Source organism: Neorhizobium huautlense, from assembly GCF_030811685.1.
GTDB lineage: Bacteria > Pseudomonadota > Alphaproteobacteria > Rhizobiales > Rhizobiaceae > Neorhizobium > Neorhizobium huautlense_A.
The window spans coordinates 189,070-204,892 of record NZ_JAUSRF010000010.1 but is presented as its reverse complement, the minus strand read 5'-3'; the positions used below and the strand labels follow the sequence as shown (position 1 = coordinate 204,892).

Below are 15,823 nucleotides of genomic sequence, written 5' to 3'. Positions count from 1 at the left end.
GTCGTTACGACACGTTGCAACTCAGCCGCGGCGCAGGCGGCCAAGCACTTTTCCGAGGCCACCCTTCTTGGCGCGTTTGACCGCAGCCCTGCCGGTGACGATATGCGAGATCTGGGAAAACGTTTCCGCAGCCGCCGATTTCGGATCGACCTCGGCGATCATGCGACCGCTATTGGCGGCATTGCCGAACAATTGCGTATCGAACGGAATGATCGCGATCGGCTGCATTTCCAAAGGCTCGACGAAATCCGCCGGCGCGATTTCCGGCCGCTTGAGCATGCCGACCTGGTTGAGGACCAGATGCGGCGGACGGTCGTTCGGACGCAGCTTTTTCAATGCATCCAGAAGGTTCTTGGTGTTGCGCAGGTTGGCAAGATCCGGCACCGCCGTGATAACCACCTCGTCGGCCTCGGCCAGCACCGAACGCGTCCACTCAGACCAGGCATGCGGCACATCGAGCACGGCAACGGGTGCGCTGCGCTGCAGGACCTCCATGACCGGGCGGAATGCGCCACCATCGAAATCATAGGCACGATCGAGAAGCGACGGCGCCGACAGCAGCGACAGGTGCTGCGAGCACTTGGTCAGCAGGCGATCGAGAAACACTTCGTCCAGCCGTTCCGGCGCGAACACGGCCTCGGCAATGCCCTGGGCCGGATCCTGATCGAAATCGATATTGGCCGTACCGTAAGCCAGATCGAGATCGGCCAGAATGGTTTCGGTCGAAAACAGCGACGAAATGCCGAAGGCGCAGTTATGGGCAATGGTCGACGAACCGGAACCACCCTTGGCGCCGATGAAGGCGATGGACCGTCCGAGCGGCTCGGCGTCGGGATCGACGAAGATCGCCGAAATCGCCGCAAGCAGGTCGGACATCGATACCGGCGCGACCATATATTCGGAAATGCCGTTACGGATGAGATCGCGGTAAAGGCCGATATCATTGTAGCGGCCGATCAGGATAACGCGGGTGGAGGGGTCGCAGACCTGCGCCAGCGGTGCCAGTTCCTGCAGCAGATTGCGCGGTTCCGCCTGCGTCTCGAGAACGATCAGGTTCGGCGTCGGAGTGGAGCCGAACATCTGGGCTGCGGCATCGACGCTGCCGCTGGTGATGCGCAGATTGACCTTCGCCATGCGACGGTCAGTGGCGAGACGCTCCATCACACGGTGCAGGCCATCGCTTTCGCAAAAGACATGCACGGAAATGCGTGGCAGCGGCCGCATGTTGTCGAGCTCAGACTCGCGCGTGGTTTCGTCTTCCGCCTGCGAAGAGGAGGCGTTGACGCGATATTCCACGGACCCGATCATGATAGTGTCTCCTTCGCGACGATCTCGCCGATCAATTGTCCATGTCTCTCAGTTCGGTATAGGCGCCACGATAGCGCTCCATCACTTGGCCGCGCTGCGCGGCATCCGGCGGCGTCATGCGCCGCGGACCGAGAAGATCATGCGGATTGGCGATCTGGGCCGCCAGGTTGCGCTGGCTGGCGCAGCCGAAATTGTAATAGTTGTCGTTCTGGGTCGTGTTCAGCGTTAGGTCGGCAGGCCACTCGCCGCAAGCGCTGGTCTGTGCGGTAACGGCATTGAAGGCCAGTCGCAACGGTGCCGCTTCATCGGGAGACGCTGCGTAACGAACATGAAGAATCCTGTTCTTCGGAACGCCCATGCGCACCATGAGGCGGCGCACATCACCGACCGCCGATGCGGCCGCGCCATCATTGATGGAGCCCTTCGGCGTCATGATCTGGATGATGCCGGTGGAAGCGCGGCGATATTCATCGACGAAGCCGGCAATGACTTCGCTCTGTCCACGCGTCAGGCCCTGATCACCATGAGCGACCGGAATGTCGATGGTCTTCTGGCCTTCAGCGACGACGATCGGGTGGCGGGTGCGGTAATCATCAGGAACCGAGCCGGTGACGACACGGTCGGCGCAGCCGGTGACGAGCACTGCCAGGCCGAGCACGGCGGCGACTGCGGGAAGCCGACCAGCAGAAACTGCGGGGGCGAATGTTTTTGCCTTGCTCATGGGTCGGCGTCTTTCCTGTGCGCTGCCTGCCGGAATGATGGATGTGAAAAGCTCTTTGGTCATTTGTAGATGAACCCGACATTGCCGTGATAAGGCGCGCTCGGCGGCGCGGCCTCGCGACGGCCATAGATCTTGTTCACGTGACCGAGGAAAACGCTGGCCGCGTCGCTGGCCGGATTGAAATTGTCATCCGGGCGCGACAGGTCGTTGCGGGCAGTTGGCCGAACCAGATAGGGCGTGGCGATGATGACCAGTTCGGTTTCTCTACGGTCCGAAGTTTTTCTGCGAAAAGCCGCGCCGAGCACCGGAATTTTGGATGCACCCGGCGTGCCGCTCATCGTTTGCTGGGAATCATCTCGGATCAGGCCGGCAAGCGTCATGGATCCACCGGATGGCAATTCGACAACCGTTTCGGCGTCACGCTTGCGAAATTCCCCTACACCTGACCTGTCTTCCAGCGGCTCGGAAACAGTGGTCTGAATACGCAGACTGATACGGCCGGACGACAGGACAGTCGGCGTGAACGCAAGACCAATACCGTATTTGTAAGGCGTTACAGTCGTGACACCATCTGGGCCGACGGTGGAGTAAAGAATTTCACCGCCGGAATTGAACGTGGCAGATTGCCCGGAAATCGCTGTCAGCGTCGGCTCCGCCAACGTTCTGATAGCGTTCGCCTGCTCGAGTGCGCTCAGGACCATTCTTATGCTGAGCTTACCGATATTACCGACACCCGTTGCCTGTATTCCGTCTGCATCGGTTATTGCTTCAAGAACATTCAGGTTTGAACCTGATGCGGAAGCATTGCGCGCGAACGCATTATCGAAACCGAGCTGCTTGACCACTTCGCGGCGAATTTCAGCAACGGTGATCTTCAGCATCACCTGATCTTCGCCTTCGACGGTCAGCATGTTCTGGATCTGCGAGGTCTGGCGATTTTCGGCGTAGATCGCCGCATCGCCGCCATTGGTGCCCTGAACGGTCTCGGACCGGGTCGTCGCTTCACCACCCTTGAGGAAGATGCCGGCAAGCTGCACGGCCTTGGCCGAATCCTGCGGTGTGCGGACACTGCCGGTCAGGACGATGTTGTCGGAGATGATCTCGACCTTGATATTGGAATCCGGCAGGAAACGACGCAGGTTCTGCTCGAGGCCGGCGATATCGCGTTCGATTTCCAGATCGAGGCTGACGATCTCCTCGCCATTCTGCCCGAACACGAAGATATTCGTCTGTCCCACCGCCTTGCCGAAGAGATAGATGCGCCGCGATGTACGGGTTACTGCATCCGCCATGCTGGGGTCGGCCACCAGAATGTCATGGGCATCCTTGGGCAGATCCACGACGATCGCCTTGTTCAGACCAAGCTTCAGGCGCCGCCGTATGCCAGCCCCCGCCTCGCTGATGCGAACAATGCTCTCGCCTGCGGCCTGGGCTGCGACGGGACCAAAGCCCGGAATGCCCGTGCCGATCGGAAAACCCGAAAATGCGACACAGAAGGACAGGCTCGCCACAGCCGAGGTACGGAGTTTTTTCTTGAAGCTAACCACCGGAGCGTTCCTGTTCATTGTTGTACTGCCTGCGCATTCGTGACGACCTTGCCCGACTTGATGACCTGGACCTGGCCCTTTTCACCGCCGGCGAGAAGATAATCCGGGGCCCCGGTGTCCGGCTCCTGTGCGTCGGCAACCGAGCGCAGCGCCAGGGTCAGGCGGTTTGCCATCTGCTGTGCGACGGTGATGACCTTCGCCTGGTCCGGCGTGAGTTCCAGCGTCGCGGTCGTACCGACCACGGCCTTGGAGCCATCCGGATTTTCCTGGATCTGCTGGTCGATCGCCAGAACGCGAATATTGCTGAGAATGTCCTCGGTGCGGAACGCGCCATCATCGGCCTTGCGCACCATGATCACGTCGACGCGGTCATTCGGCAGGACGAAGCCGCCGGCGCCGGTTGCGACCGAGATTTCAGTGGCAACGGCACGTTTTCCGGCCGGCAGAAGCGAGGACATGATGCGGCTGGAGGAATCCGCCACCTTTTCGGCACGAACCGGTTCGCCTTCGAACAAAGGCAGGCGAACGACGAAGCCGTTCAATTCGGTCAGGGCGTCCGGCCTATCGCTTTCGGTGATCAGGCCCTGAACGACGCCGCTGACAGGCCACTGTGCCCAACGCAACGACTCGTCATTCAGTCTGGAGCCCACCGGAAGATTGGCGGCAGAAACGAGGACGTTGACCGTCGCTGCGGGCCGAATGATTTCCTGAGCCTGTTGTACGGTACCCCCGCCCAGCTGCATTGCGAGGAGGCCGGCCAAGCCGGCCGCGACAACGGCAACTGTGAGGATGATGATGCGAGCGGGTTTCATGGCGGTTTCCTGAAGGACTGCTTAAGTCTTTCCGGAGAATGGCCGCCAATGGTGTAATTATGGTTAATGCTGCGCTTACATTTTCGGTTAACGCTTGGTTTCGAAAGTAAAACTCAAGTTAACCGGCTGCGCGCATCGCCAATGCAACGATCGGTGCATGCTCATAAGTCATGAAACCTGCAACAGCGATGCCGATGCCGTAAGGTATCTTGTTGGCCGTCGTCAATGATTTCGGAAGAGCGACGCCCATGGCCAGAACAGTGTTCGAGTGGGCGCGGATCACAAGAATGGCGATGGTGAGCACGCCGCCGAGAAAGGCGGTTGCGACCAGGAACATCAACAGGGACTGATTGAAGCCGAACCAGCAGGCGGCAGCGGTGAGCAGCTTGGCATCGCCTCCGCCCATGACATTGGCGGCAAACAAGGAAAAGCAGACGGCGAAAACCGCCAGTCCGGCCACAAGGCTCATGCCGATATCCGGCCAGCCTAGACCGACGAAAGGCGCCAATGCAAAAAACGACAGCAGCACCACCGCGGGGATGGCATTGGGAATGGTCATTCGGGTCAGATCACTGATCGCGGCAAGCGCCAGACCGGCAGGCAGGATCAGGAGAACCGCATAAGTTATAACCACACTTGCCATCCGGCCTCCTCGCCAGTTGCGCCAACCGGCAATCAAAAAGCTTCCTTAAACAAACGAAGCCGCCCCGAGGAGGCGGCTTCGCAAAGATATGACCCGAAGGCCAGTAAGCGAGTGGCTTACTTGTAGGTCTGCTGTGCAGCGTTCATCTTGGTGGAGATGCCGCTGAACGTGTTGTTCAGAGCGCCACCGAGCGTGGTTGCACCAGCGATCAGAGCGACGGAAATCAGGGCTGCGATCAGGCCATATTCGATGGCGGTCGCACCAGATTCGTCCTTCATGAAACGAGCAAAAATCTTCGACATTCTTCTCTCCTAAATTCTACGTTGTTCTTCAGCACTACCGACAACTGTTGTCCGCTGTTCGGTTGAGCACAATCTAGCGAGAGCCGATTTCAATCCGCTTAACGAAGGCGGTTACCAAAAGATGAACATCTGAATGCCGAAGGATTGGTAAACAACAGGCAAAGAATATACGGAAAATCCCGCAGATCGTTTCCCTCTCTATATTTGTGAAAACCATCGCCATCCCGACACCCGATTAGGTTCTTAAATTCCCGAGGCGCACAGGAAGGACGCCACTAATATTTCAAACTATGCTTTCGTTGCTGCTTATTTCCGGCCAGCAGGCCAGGGTTAACCTGCCATTCACCATTCGCGCCCATGCTTGCGCCAAATCGCACGCGTAAAGGCAGCCCAGACAATGTCGCGCATCGTCAGCATTATACTCTCCGTTTCTTCCATTCTAGCCTCAACGGCGCCTGTTTATGCCGACCAGGACGGCGACCTTCTGCGCGTTCACATGAATCACGCACGCGTCCTCAAGCTTGACCGGCCGGTCGCCAAGGTTATCGTCGGCAACTCCACAGTCGCCGATGCCACCGTGGCGGACCCGATGACGATCGTGCTGACCGGCCACAGTTTTGGCACGACCAATCTCGTGCTTCTCGACAAGGACGGCAACGCGATCGCCGATGAGCGCATTCTCGTATCGATCGATGAAGGCAATACGGTTCGCGTCTTCCGCCAGACGGATCGCTCTATTCTCTCCTGCACACCCAATTGCGAAGAGCATGCCGAAATCAAGGCGGACAAGGACACGCCCTGATCCTGTAAAGGCAAGATTGCAGCACCAGACACTGTATCTTTATGAGGCGGATCGGTATCCGCCCTAAATCTGCGCCGAACGGTGCATTCTACGCCTCGCGAGTCACGTCGGCACACATCATTCAAACTGTCGACACCTGAGCAACCAATTTTCAACACAAGAACCTTACCATCACGCGCATCCGAACTATGCTGCGTGTGAACATGTGCACCGATTGTAATGCAGATATAAAAGGCCTGGACCGAACCGATCGTGGACGTCACCTCCTGCGCCGTTTCAGGCGCTCCGATGATGGCGCGGCGGCAATCGAGTTTGCGATCCTCGCCATTCCCTATTTCCTGATCGTCTTTGCCATTCTCGAGACCTTCATCGCCTTCATCGGCGAGCAGGTGATTTCCAACGGCGTGGATGTCATGGCACGCAAGGTGCGGACGGGAGAGATCCAGTCCACTTCGGCCAACAGCTCGACGTTCAAGACAACCTTCAGAACGGCCTTCTGCCAGGAAATCTCCGTCATGATCTCCTGCTCGGCGGCCGAAATAGCGACACCGACGCGTCTGTATCTCGATCTGCGCTCCTTTTCGAGCTTTGCTGATATTCCGACCGGGATTCCACGCGTGAGCACGGAAAAATATGCGGACCTGAAAACTTCGGATTTCGGTTATTCGCCCGGCGGCGCCAAAAGCATCAACATGCTGCGCGCCTATTATCGCTGGCCGGTCATCACCGATCTGGTGCGCCCGATGCTGACCACCGTCCGATCTTCCGACGGCACCGGCGACTTCCTGATCGTCGCCACCGCAACATTCCAGAACGAGGATTACCCGTGAGCGACGTTTCTCCGCTGGCGCCTGTACGGGCCTCCTCCCAGTCACATGAAAAACTGCCTGCCTCGGGTGGCATTTTCCTAATATTCAGAGCTTATCTGCGCAACCGCGACGGGGTCGGCGGTGTCGAGTTCGCAATCATTGCGCCGATCCTGCTTGCCGCCTACCTGACCTGTTTCGAGCTGACCATCGGCTTCAGCTTCGCCAAGCGTGCAACGCGTGCTGCCGGCACTGTCGGTGACCTTGTTGCCCAGCAATCCAACAACGTCTCCAAGGCGTTTCTTTCGACGATGACCAACGCGGCGAAAAGCGTTTTCGCGCCCTACGATGTGGACGGTCTGACGACGAAGGCAAACAATCCGCTGAACATCAAGATCACCGGCGTCAAGATCGATGACACCGGTACGGCGAAGGTTCTTTGGTCGTGGCAGCGGACGGGCAATACACCGTATTCCGTTGGCACGACTGTGAACGTGCCGACGGAAATGAAAGTCAAAAACTCCTTCCTGATCCGGACGGAGCTGGCAGCGTCCTACCCTCTCATGCTGTTTTTGCCGACCAACATGTCTTCCGAGAGCCGCTCGATCACCATGAACCGCGAAATCTTCTACCAGCAGCGGACCGGCGACGAAATCAAGTGCACGGATTGCTGACCTTTCCGGCGTCTTGAGGTCGCCGCCATGCCTTTGCCAAGCCAGCCGGCAGGCTGTATGTAGCGTTGATCGAGACCGAGTGCCCACACGGCACCTGTCGCTACATGCCGGAGGGCCGATTGGCGCGCGCTTTTCTTTTCGTTCTGGATTCCTTTGGCGTTGGCGGTGCCCGCGACGCCGCGAAATATAATGACGAAGGCGCAAACACGCTCGGTCATATCGCGCAGTTCTGCGCCGCCGGTGCAGCGAACCGCGACGGCTTGCGGGAAGGACCGCTGAAACTTCCCAACCTCTCATCGCTCGGCCTGCTGCATATCGCCAAAATGGCAAGCGGAGAATTTCCGGCCGGCATGCCGGTGCCGGAGCGCGTGTTCGGCCTGCACGGCGCGGCCAACGAGGTATCGCGCGGCAAGGATACACCGTCCGGCCATTGGGAAATCGCCGGCACGCCCGTCATGTTCGACTGGGGTTATTTTCCAAGCGACGGCGATGCGTTTTCCGCCGATCTGGTGGAGGCGATCTGCGAGGAAGGCAAGGTCTCGGGCATTCTGGGAAATTGCCATGCCTCCGGCACCGACATTATCCAGAAACATGGCGAAGAGCATATCCGCACCGGCAAGCCGATCTGCTACACTTCGACCGATTCCGTCTTCCAGATCGCCGCACATGAACGGCATTTTGGGCTGGAGCGTTTGCTGGAACTGAGCAACACGGTGCGAAAATTGCTCGATCCGCTCAATATCGGCCGTGTCATCGCCCGCCCCTTCATCGGCGAAACGCCATCGACCTTCGAGCGCACCGGTAATCGCCGCGATTTTTCCGTGCCACCGCCGGAGGACACGCTGCTTGATCGTCTCGTCGCTGCCGAGCGCAAGGTTCTGGCTGTCGGCAAGGTGGGCGACATTTTCGCCCATCGCGGCGTTACCGACGTCATCAAGGCCAATGGCAATGCCGCGCTGATGGACCGGACGCTGGAAGCCATCGACCGGGCCGAACATGGTAATCTAGTCTTCACCAATTTCGTCGATTTCGACATGCTCTACGGGCATCGCCGCGATGTTGCAGGTTATGCAGCAGCGCTGGAAGAGTTCGACAGACGTCTGCCGGAAGTGCACGCGAAAATGAAACCCGGCGATCTTCTGATCATGACCGCCGACCATGGCTGCGATCCGACATGGCGCGGCACCGACCATACGCGTGAACGCGTGCCGGTGATGGCGCTCGGCCCCGGCATCCGCGCCCGCGACATCGGCATTCGCCAGAGTTATGCCGATATCGGCGAAACCATCGCCGCCCATCTTGGAATTGCTGCCGGTCGGCAGGGACGGAGTTTTCTGTAATGGCATTTGAAACGGCAGGCATGCTGAAGGCGGAGATCCACTGCCATATCGAGGGTGCGGCACCGCCGGAACTGAGCTTGCGCCAGGCACAGAAATACGGGGTCGATATCGGCACTATTCTGCGTGACGGCCAATATGTCTGGTCGGATTTTGCCGAGTTCATTATCTGCTACGATGCGGTGGCATCGCTGTTTCGCACGCAGGCGGATTATGCTCTGCTGACCGAAACCTACCTGAGCGAACTTGCGTCCATAAACACGATCTACAGCGAGATCATCGTTTCGCCCGATCATGGCGACCGCATCGGTCTTGGCGCCGACGCCTATATCGCCGGCATTTGCGACGGCATTTTTGCCGCGAAGGAAAAGACCGGGATCGAAGCGCGTATCATCGTCACCGGCGAACGTCATTTTGGCGTCGATCGGGTGGTCGGCGCTGCCGAATACGCAAAGCGCGCGAAAAATCCGCTGGTGACCGGTTTCAACATGGCCGGCGAAGAACGGATGGGGCGGGTTGCAGATTATGCGCGCGCCTTCGATATCGCCCGTGACGCGGGTCTGGGCCTGACAATTCATGCCGGCGAGGTCTGCGGTGCCTTCAGTGTTGCGGATGCGCTCGACATCATCCAGCCATCGCGGATCGGCCATGGGGTGCGCGCCATCGAGGATGAGGGTCTGGTGGAACGGCTGGCGGAAACCGGCACCGTGCTGGAAGTCTGCCCGGGCTCGAATATCGCGCTCGATGTCTATCCCGATTTCCAGGCGCATCCTCTGCGCCGGTTGAAGGACGCCGGCGTTCGCGTGACGATCAGTTCCGACGATCCGCCTTTTTTCGGCACTTCGCTTTCGCGCGAATACCGCATTGCTGCCGAGGAGATGGGTTTTGATCGCCAGGAGATCGACACCATGACGCGCACCTCGCTGGAGGCGGCCTTTGTCGACGAGACGACCCGTAGCGCCTTGCTGGAACGTTTTGACGCATATGTGCAAACAAGTGCGAAAGCGGATGTGAAAGACGCCTGAACTCTTGGATTCCTGCGCCTTCCATGACAGAAGAGGAAAACTCCAACATCCCCGGAAGGCATTCCCATGAACGGCGTCACCGTCATTGACCATCCGCTCGTCCAGCACAAGCTCACCATCATGCGCAAGAAGGAAACCTCGACGGCCGGTTTCCGCCGGTTGCTGCGCGAAATTTCCATGCTTCTGTGTTACGAGGTCACGCGTGATCTCGAGCTGACGCTGGAGACGATCGAAACGCCGATCACCGAGATGCAGGCGCCGATCGTCGAAGGCAAGAAGCTGGTTTTCGTCTCGATCCTGCGCGCCGGCAACGGCCTGCTCGAAGGCATGCTCGAACTCGTGCCGTCTGCCCGTGTTTCGCATATCGGCCTTTACCGCGACCACGATACGCTGCAGCCGGTCGAATATTACTTCAAAGCACCCGACAGCCTCGACGAGCGCCTGATCATTGTCGTCGATCCGATGCTGGCCACCGGCAATTCGGCAATCGCGGCCATCCAGAAGCTGAAGGAACGCGGCGCCAAGAACATCCGCTTCCTTTGCCTTCTGGCCGCTCCCGAAGGCATCAAGAACTTTCAGGAAGCCCATCCGGACGTCAAGATCTACACGGCCTCCGTCGATAGCTACCTGAACGAAAAGGGCTATATCGTGCCCGGTCTCGGCGATGCCGGCGACCGCATGTACGGCACCAAGTAAGCGGTCAGATTTTCTTAACCGCGTTACCAGATTGGCGGCTCGTGGATCATTCCGCGGGCCGCTTTTTTATCATTGCAGGCATTATGGTGCGGCCTGATTTCATCACGCCAGAGACGATCATGCTGCTGCGCACCGCCATTTTTGCTTCCGTCGCCGTCTTGGCCGCCACGCAGGTTCCGCGCTTCTTCGAGCATATGCAACAACGCCAGACCGACGTCGTCACCGAGCAGGTACCGGCAGCGCCCAAAATACAGAAGGCCGCCCTGCCCCAGGGCCGCATCAGCCTCAAGGCGGATGGGCGCGGGCATTTTTTCGGCACCTTCCAGATGAATGGCAGGGCAATCGAGGGGATGATCGATACCGGCGCATCGACGGTCGCCATCAATGAAACGACGGCCCGCCGTCTCGGCTTTACCGGCAATGGGCTCGATTTCCGCTACAGTGTCGATACCGCCAATGGCCGGACGGGTGCAGCACTGATCATCCTCGATCGCGTCGAGATCGGCACGGTGCGGGTGCGCAATGTCGAAGCCATGGTTCTGCGTGACAAGGCCTTGAGCGGCACGCTGGTCGGCATGAGTTTTCTGTCGAAACTCCGCTCCTATCAAGTGCAGGATGGCGGGCTGACACTGGTGCAGTGATCAGCCGATCCGCTTCAGGACAGGCGAAGCCTGGGCCGGAGCATCGTCCTCGATCGTGAAAAACTGCGCCACGTCGGCGACGATGCGTACGGCATCCTTTTCATTTGCAGCATGAACGAACGCGATGGGTTCACCTTTCGCGATCTCGGTGCCAAGCGGCATCAGGCCATTCAAGCCGACACGGTGATCGATGGCATCGGCGGCACGGCGACGCCCTCCCCCAAGTTCCACCACCGCCATGCCGAGCGCGCGCGTGTCGTACCGGGCAAGATAACCATCCCGAACTGCGGGCACGGCAAACTGCACGGGCGCGGCGGGGAGATAATCCTGCGAACGCTCCAGAAAATCCGACGGCCCACCCAGCGCATGCACCATGCGGCCAAAAACGTCCGCTGCTCGGCCGCTTTCCAGCGCTGACCTTGCGGCCTGCTCTCCGTCGGACAGGCTGCCGGCGGTACCGGACTGAACCAGCATTTCCGCGGCAAAAGCCAGAACCACCGTTTCCAGCCGTGTGCCCGCCTTGTCGCCCCGCAGAAAATCCACGCAATTGACGATTTCCAGCGCATTGCCGGCGGCATCGGCGAGCGGCTGGTTCATATCGGTGATCAGAGCAGAGGTTTTGACACCCGCACCATTGGCGACATCCACCAGCGAGCGGGCCAGAATTTCCGCATCAGCGAGACTGTTCATGAAGGCGCCATTGCCGACTTTCACGTCCATGACCAGCGTCTGCAGACCGGCAGCAAGCTTCTTGGACAGAATGGAGGCCGTGATCAGCGGTACAGATTCAACCGTCGCCGTGACATCACGGATGGCGTAAAGCCGCCGGTCAGCCGGTGCGAGATCGGCGGTCTGGCCGATGATGGCGCAGCCGACCTCATCCACCGTGCGGCGGAACAGTGTTTCCTCCGGCATGATGCTGTAACCGGGAATGGCTTCCAGCTTGTCCAGCGTGCCGCCGGTATGGCCAAGGCCACGGCCGGAAATCATCGGCACCGCCAACCCGCAGGCGGCAACAATGGGGGCAAGCATCAGCGAAACATTGTCGCCGACACCGCCGGTGGAATGTTTGTCGGCAATCGGCCGGGCGATATCGCCCCAGGAAAGCACATCGCCACTGTCACGCATGGCAAGTGTCAACGCGATGGTTTCATCACGCGACATGCCGCGAAAGAACACCGCCATGGCGAAGGCCGCCACCTGGCCTTCCGAGATTCGGTCCTCGCTCATGGCGCGGATGAAGGCGGCGATCTCGTCAGCCGCGAGCGTCTCGCCATCGCGTTTACGGCGGATGATCTCCTGCGGGATCATGCCGGATCAATAACCGCCGGATGCGCGGGCGGAGCCATTGCCCGACAGAACCGCCAGAATATCGTCGAGCAGGCTGGATGCGCCAAACCGGAAGGTGGACGGCATGATCCAGTTGGCGCCCATGATGGTTTCGGCGGAACGCAGGTAAAGATCGGCATCGGCAACCGTACCGACACCACCGGCAGGCTTGAAACCGACCCGCTTTTTCGAATCGCGGATCACCTGCAGCATGATATCGGCGGCTTCCAGCGTCGCGTTGACGGCAACCTTGCCGGTGGAGGTCTTGATGAAATCCGCACCGGCTTCGATGGCCAGTTCCGAAGCCCGGCGGATAAGGGCACGTTCCTTCAGTTCGCCGGTCTCGATAATGACCTTGAGGCACGAATTCGGGCAGGCACTTCGCACGGCCTCGACCATGGTGGTGACGGCCGCTTCATCGCCGGCAATAAAGGCGCGATAGGGAATGACCAGATCGATTTCATCGGTACCGTCCGCCACGGCCTGCTCGGTTTCCTTCACGACCTCGGCGACAGTCAGATCGCCGGACGGAAAGTTCACCACGGTGGCAATGCGCACGACATGCCCCTCGCCCAGAATGCCACGAGCATGCGCCACAAAACGTGGCCAGATGCAGATGGCCGCGCTGTGGCCATAGGGCGTCTGCGCGCGCAGGCACAGGTTTTCGATGGCGGCATTGTCGCAATCGTCGCGCAGGTTGGTGAGGTCGAGAAGCGAAAGCGCAAAAGACGCCGCCTCGCGAGGGCTTTTAAGCTCCATGGTCAGTACCTCCGAAGTTCATGCATGGGTCCGAAAATCGAAACCGATTTCGGAAGACAGGATAGGCAGATTCTAAAGTCTTACAGCGCCGTTGATGCGTCCTTTATGACGCATGGCAATGCAAACGGCGGAAATCTGTTGGGAAGCCATATTTACCACCCGATCACCCGCTGGCAACCCGGCGAGCCTATCCATTTCCAACCATTTGAAATCAATCGATGATTGGGAACATCAATCCGGCTGAAGAAACATTTCCGACAGGATCGAAGCAAGGCGTGCACCACCGATCGGCGCCATATCCTTGGTTTCGTCATGGCTGAGTTCAGCACCCGTCATGCCGGCCGCGAAATTGGTGACCACGGAGGCCGCCGCTACTTTCAAGCCGAAATAACGCGCCAGGATGACCTCCGGCACGGTGGACATGCCGACCGCATCCGCGCCCAGAACCCGCGCCATGCGGATTTCCGCCGGCGTTTCGAAGCTCGGCCCGGAAAACCACATGTAAACGCCGGAAAACAGCGGCACGCCGCGGCGGATGGCGGCGTTGCGCATCGCCTCTGCGAGTTCGACATCATAGGCATTGGTCAGGCCGACGAAACGTCGGTCGCTTGCCTCGCCGATCAGCGGGTTCATGCCGGAATAGTTGATGTGATCGGTGATCTGCATGACCGAACCCGGCGGCATGTCCTCGCGCACCGAGCCCGCGGAATTGGTGAGGATCAGCGCCTGTACGCCCAAGCCTGCCAGAATTTCGATTGGCGCACGCATGGCATTGGCATCGCCGTGCTCGTAATAATGGGTGCGGCCCGACAGCATGATCACCGGCTCGCGGCCGAGATAACCGGCCACCAGTTCGCCCGCATGGCCGCTGACGCCGCCCTTGGGGAAACCGGCGAGATCGCCGTAAGGAATGCGGATCGGATCGGTCACTTCATTGACGATCGGCCCAAGCCCCGAGCCGAGCACGATCGCATGCCGCGGCACGAGGCCGTTCAGACGTTCGACGAGAAGATCGATGACGCTGTTCAAACCCTCGGTCATGCTCTGCCCCTCAACCGATAACGTCGGTCTTGAAGGAAAAGGGCAGCAGTTCTTCCATCGTCATGGTTTTCTGCACGCCCTGTTCATCGCAGAGATAGACGCGGGTATCGGGACCGGCGAACTCGGCAATCTTCTGGCGGCAACCACCACAGGGCGGGCAGAGCGCCAGCTTTTCGGCAATCACCGCGATTTCCTTGATGCGGCGGCCGCCGCCCATGATCATCGCGCCGATCGCCGTCGGTTCGGCGCACCAGCCTTGGGGAAAGGACAGGTTCTCTATATTGGCGCCGACATAGACTTTGCCGTCCTCGGCGCGGATGGCCGCACCGACAGGAAATTTTGAGTAAGGCGCATAAGCCTTCGCCATGGCCTCGCGGGCGGCTTCGAACAGATCATGCGCCATATCAACGCTCCTTCACATAAGGCACGCCACCGGCCTTGGGCGGGTGAGCGATGCCGATGAAACCGGCCAGCAGAATGCAGGTGAGAACGTAAGGAAGCGCCTGGAAGATCTGCACCGGCACTTCGCCGATCATGGGGATGGACTTGCCCTGCATGAAGTTTGCCACGGCATCGAGGAAACCGAACAGAAGGCAGGCGAGCATGACAGGCACCGGCTTCCACTTGGCGAAGATGAGGGCTGCGAGCGCGATATACCCCTTGCCGGCCGACATGTTGTTGATGAAGGCCGCCGACTGGGCGATCGCCAGATAGGCGCCGGCAAAACCACCGAGAATACCGGTCACGATCAGCGCGCGGAACCTCAGCCAGGACACCGAAATGCCGGCCGTATCCACCGCTGCCGGATTTTCACCGACCGCGCGCAGGCGCAGGCCGAAACGCGTGCGATAGAGAATCCACCATGACAACGGCACGGCCGCAAAGGCCAGATAGGTAAGAATATTGTTGCCGGAAATCACGTTCGCATACAGTGGGCCGACGATCGGCACGTCACGCATGAAATCCGCACCCGGCAGGATAATCGGCGAGAAGCGCGCATCGCCCGTCAGGCCCGGCGTGCGGCCACCCTGACTGAACCAGGCCTGCCCGAGCACGATGGTGAGGCCGGCAGCGATGAAGTTCAGCGCCACGCCGGACACGATCTGGTTGCCGCGATTGGTGATCGAGGCAAAACCGTGGATCATCGAAAAGCCGATCGAAATGCCGATGCCGCCGAGCAGGCCGATCCAGGCACTGCCGCTGACATAGGCAAGACAGGCGGCCGCAAAGGCGGCAGCCAGCATCTTGCCCTCAAGGCCGATATCGACAATGCCGGCGCGTTCGGAGAACAGGCCTGCAAGTGCTGTAAAGATCAGCGGGATCGAAAGCCGGATGGTGGATCCGAGGATGCTGACAAAGATGTCGAAATAATCCATGGCG

Annotated in this window: 19 protein-coding genes; 8 read left to right on the top strand and 11 right to left on the bottom strand. The window is 59.5% G+C overall.

Translation table 11 applies throughout. The features are described 5' to 3' along the window. Window positions 1–21: 21 nt before the first annotated feature. From J2T09_RS16390 to J2T09_RS16365, 6 genes are all read right to left on the bottom strand, one after another. Complete coding sequence (locus J2T09_RS16390; RefSeq protein WP_373458491.1) at window positions 22–1,296, bottom strand: AAA family ATPase; 1,275 nt, start codon at window positions 1,294–1,296, stop codon at window positions 22–24. Between the two features lie 43 nt (window positions 1,297–1,339). Then, a complete protein-coding gene (locus J2T09_RS16385) occupies window positions 1,340–2,029 on the bottom strand; it encodes a CpaD family pilus assembly protein (protein ID WP_306836548.1) in 690 nt (229 codons plus the stop codon). 59 nt (window positions 2,030–2,088) lie between these two features. Further along, complete coding sequence (locus tag J2T09_RS16380) at window positions 2,089–3,594, bottom strand: type II and III secretion system protein family protein (RefSeq protein WP_306836546.1); 1,506 nt, start codon at window positions 3,592–3,594, stop codon at window positions 2,089–2,091. Beyond that, window positions 3,591–4,388 (bottom strand): Flp pilus assembly protein CpaB, encoded by a 798-nt coding sequence (cpaB, locus tag J2T09_RS16375; RefSeq protein WP_306836544.1) that lies wholly within the window; start codon window positions 4,386–4,388, stop codon window positions 3,591–3,593. The genes J2T09_RS16380 and cpaB overlap by 4 nt, the downstream gene beginning before the upstream one ends. A 118-nt stretch (window positions 4,389–4,506) precedes the next feature. Next, complete coding sequence (locus J2T09_RS16370; protein ID WP_306836543.1) at window positions 4,507–5,031, bottom strand: A24 family peptidase; 525 nt, start codon at window positions 5,029–5,031, stop codon at window positions 4,507–4,509. Window positions 5,032–5,147: 116 nt separating this feature from the next. Further along, complete coding sequence (locus tag J2T09_RS16365; protein ID WP_306836540.1) at window positions 5,148–5,333, bottom strand: Flp family type IVb pilin; 186 nt, start codon at window positions 5,331–5,333, stop codon at window positions 5,148–5,150. Window positions 5,334–5,730: 397 nt separating this feature from the next. Between J2T09_RS16365 and J2T09_RS16360 the strand changes: the two genes are divergently transcribed. From J2T09_RS16360 to J2T09_RS16330, 7 genes are all read left to right on the top strand, one after another. Further along, a complete protein-coding gene (locus J2T09_RS16360; protein ID WP_306836538.1) occupies window positions 5,731–6,135 on the top strand; it encodes a pilus assembly protein N-terminal domain-containing protein in 405 nt (134 codons plus the stop codon). 203 nt (window positions 6,136–6,338) lie between these two features. After that, window positions 6,339–6,965 (top strand): TadE/TadG family type IV pilus assembly protein, encoded by a 627-nt coding sequence (locus J2T09_RS16355; protein ID WP_373458490.1) that lies wholly within the window; start codon window positions 6,339–6,341, stop codon window positions 6,963–6,965. Then, window positions 6,962–7,615 (top strand): TadE/TadG family type IV pilus assembly protein, encoded by a 654-nt coding sequence (locus J2T09_RS16350; protein ID WP_373458487.1) that lies wholly within the window; start codon window positions 6,962–6,964, stop codon window positions 7,613–7,615. The genes J2T09_RS16355 and J2T09_RS16350 overlap by 4 nt, the downstream gene beginning before the upstream one ends. A gap of 119 nt (window positions 7,616–7,734) precedes the next feature. Beyond that, the gene (locus tag J2T09_RS16345) at window positions 7,735–8,955 is read left to right on the top strand and encodes a phosphopentomutase (RefSeq protein WP_306836534.1); all 1,221 of its coding nucleotides are present in this window, start codon (window positions 7,735–7,737) and stop codon (window positions 8,953–8,955) included. Then, window positions 8,955–9,977 carry an adenosine deaminase gene (locus J2T09_RS16340; RefSeq protein ID WP_306836532.1) on the top strand — a complete coding sequence of 341 codons (1,023 nt, stop codon included), beginning with the start codon at window positions 8,955–8,957 and terminating at the stop codon, window positions 9,975–9,977. The genes J2T09_RS16345 and J2T09_RS16340 overlap by 1 nt, the downstream gene beginning before the upstream one ends. A gap of 66 nt (window positions 9,978–10,043) precedes the next feature. Then, window positions 10,044–10,673, top strand: a complete 630-nt coding sequence (gene upp / locus J2T09_RS16335) for a uracil phosphoribosyltransferase (protein ID WP_306836530.1) — start codon at window positions 10,044–10,046, stop codon at window positions 10,671–10,673. A 119-nt stretch (window positions 10,674–10,792) separates the two neighbouring features. Beyond that, entirely contained in the window at window positions 10,793–11,314 is a 522-nt protein-coding gene (locus tag J2T09_RS16330) for a TIGR02281 family clan AA aspartic protease (RefSeq protein ID WP_306836527.1), read from the top strand. Here J2T09_RS16330 and deoA read toward each other — a convergent pair whose 3' ends face one another. Both deoA and deoC read right to left on the bottom strand, forming a co-directional pair. Beyond that, the gene (deoA, locus tag J2T09_RS16325) at window positions 11,315–12,625 is read right to left on the bottom strand and encodes a thymidine phosphorylase (RefSeq protein WP_306836524.1); all 1,311 of its coding nucleotides are present in this window, start codon (window positions 12,623–12,625) and stop codon (window positions 11,315–11,317) included. Window positions 12,626–12,631: 6 nt separating this feature from the next. Next, complete coding sequence (gene deoC / locus J2T09_RS16320; protein ID WP_306836522.1) at window positions 12,632–13,402, bottom strand: deoxyribose-phosphate aldolase; 771 nt, start codon at window positions 13,400–13,402, stop codon at window positions 12,632–12,634. 24 nt (window positions 13,403–13,426) lie between these two features. On the opposite strand from deoC, the gene J2T09_RS16315 reads away from it, so the two are divergent. Continuing rightward, window positions 13,427–13,624 (top strand): hypothetical protein, encoded by a 198-nt coding sequence (locus tag J2T09_RS16315; protein ID WP_306836520.1) that lies wholly within the window; start codon window positions 13,427–13,429, stop codon window positions 13,622–13,624. Between the two features lie 9 nt (window positions 13,625–13,633). Here J2T09_RS16315 and J2T09_RS16310 read toward each other — a convergent pair whose 3' ends face one another. From J2T09_RS16310 to J2T09_RS16300, 3 genes are read right to left on the bottom strand one after another with little or no spacing between them, the layout of a single operon-like run. Then, complete coding sequence (locus J2T09_RS16310) at window positions 13,634–14,443, bottom strand: purine-nucleoside phosphorylase (RefSeq protein WP_306836518.1); 810 nt, start codon at window positions 14,441–14,443, stop codon at window positions 13,634–13,636. Between the two features lie 10 nt (window positions 14,444–14,453). Beyond that, window positions 14,454–14,846, bottom strand: a complete 393-nt coding sequence (locus J2T09_RS16305; RefSeq protein WP_306836516.1) for a cytidine deaminase — start codon at window positions 14,844–14,846, stop codon at window positions 14,454–14,456. Window position 14,847: 1 nt separating this feature from the next. After that, window positions 14,848–15,819, bottom strand: a complete 972-nt coding sequence (locus J2T09_RS16300; protein WP_306836514.1) for an ABC transporter permease — start codon at window positions 15,817–15,819, stop codon at window positions 14,848–14,850. Window positions 15,820–15,823 lie beyond the last annotated feature (4 nt).